Origin of the sequence: Bradyrhizobium sp. ISRA442 (genome assembly GCF_038085055.1) — a bacterium.
Taxonomy (GTDB): Bacteria; Pseudomonadota; Alphaproteobacteria; order Rhizobiales; family Xanthobacteraceae; genus Bradyrhizobium.
The window spans coordinates 1-1,577 of the sequence record NZ_JALGCN010000057.1 but is presented as its reverse complement, the minus strand read 5'-3'; the positions used below and the strand labels follow the sequence as shown (position 1 = coordinate 1,577).

Here is a 1,577-nt window from a genome sequence, read left to right as displayed (position 1 = left end):
CTTTCAATTACCCACAAATTCTCCTCCGACCATGGCGCCCAGCGCGATGTCGGTGAGGCGTGACAGCCCGCGCCACATGACCGTATTGCCGGGCGGCGGATCGCTGGCGCGGGCGAGATAACCGCCGAGCCGGGCGATCTTGATCAGATAGTGCGAGAGCGTTCTCCGTCTTGCTCTTGGTTTGTCGTTGACGAGGCGATCGAGCACGCCGATTTCAGTCGCAGTCAACGCGAGGGTTGGTGGCGCGTCTGGGGCGGAACGGTTGAGCATCGTCATCCAGAAGACCCGCCAACTCAGGATGCAAAAGAGCGAGATCAGGTTGGTCAGACGCTGGGCGGTCCTAAGCTTCGACTCCTCAGCTTTGCAGCCCGATTTGTGGATCTTGTGGAACACCTCGATCTTCCATCTCAAACCATACCATTCGAGCTTCTCAATGACGTCGGTGCGGGAACCAACAGGCAGGTCGGTGATCAGCTTCCAATCGATCTTCTTTCTGTTTTTCGGCGTCCCGCGCTCTTCGGCATGGATCACTGTCAGGGTCAGAGCGGGATAGCGCTTCTGCTTTCCGATCGGCGGCAGAACGCGAATCTTACGATACCTGATCTCAAGAACGGCTTGGTCGGGATCGCCGTTGCTGTCTCTGACTTCGATGCGATGGAGCCCTTTGACGGCGACCTCGTCCATTTCGTCGGCGATGGTGTGATCCCCGTCTCCAGCCAAGCGGTCGACGCAGGTCCTGATCAGGAAATGGGTTCCGATCTCCTGTGCTGCGCAGAAGAGTTCGTAGATGTCACTCTCGCGATCACCAATATGGATGCATCGTCCCGGATGATCCAAGAGTTGCGTAGACTGCTTCAGATTTTCCAACCACCGGACGCTTTCCTTTTTCTCGATGGGAATCCGGGTCGGATTGATCTTCTTTTTAAGCGCTGCCGTCCCCTTGAATTTCTTCCGGGTCCAGAACTTAACGGCCGCCAACCCCAGCGGCACCCCCTCGATTGTAACCGCGAGGCTCGAATGCATCAGGATGCCGCAAACCGTGTGCGATCTGAGGCGACCTGCCTTATCCCGTCCACTGTTTATGCTCTTGGTGATGCCGATCGCTTCTGACTTCTCGCGTTGATAGCTGAACTCGGTTGTATCGTGCAGCACAAGAACGAGATCTCCAGTGGCGGCGGCACGATCACGTGTCGATTGGAAATGGCCGGCCAGAATGTCCGCTTCGCTGACCCGGTCGTTAGAAAAGAAGCGGTAGGCTGCCTTCGTATTCGCCCAATCCTGGCAGACGAGCGGAATGCTTTGTCCCATGGCGCTTCCAATCTGCGTGAGCAGTTTGCGGAATCTGTCGCCGAGCCGCGCGTCCCTAAACTCGCATCCACTACTCTCTCGATCAATCCAACATTCCCCGTCCAAGGACCGCAAACAGCCTTTTGCCGATCGATCCCTTAATGTCAGCCCCATAGAGCACCCCCTCGCGAATCAGGTGCTCAGCAAGGAATCACAAGTGATTCTTTCGATTCAAGATTTCGCCGATCAGCGGATCAGCTCGAGTGGTCAAAGTTATGGGTAATTGAAAG

General features: G+C 56.2%; 1 protein-coding gene. It reads right to left on the bottom strand.

Going from position 1 to position 1,577, the window contains the following annotated elements; translation table 11 throughout:
• Nucleotides 1-3: 3 nt before the first annotated feature.
• Complete coding sequence (locus tag MTR72_RS40155; RefSeq protein WP_341512342.1) at nucleotides 4-1,461, bottom strand: IS4 family transposase; 1,458 nt, start codon at nucleotides 1,459-1,461, stop codon at nucleotides 4-6.
• Nucleotides 1,462-1,577: the final 116 nt, after the last annotated feature.

Excerpts from the sequence above, each read along its gene's own strand:
- MTR72_RS40155 (WP_341512342.1), bottom strand. The coding sequence starts at position 1,461 with ATGGGGCTGACATTAAGGGATCGATCGGCAAAAGGCTGTTTGCGGTCC.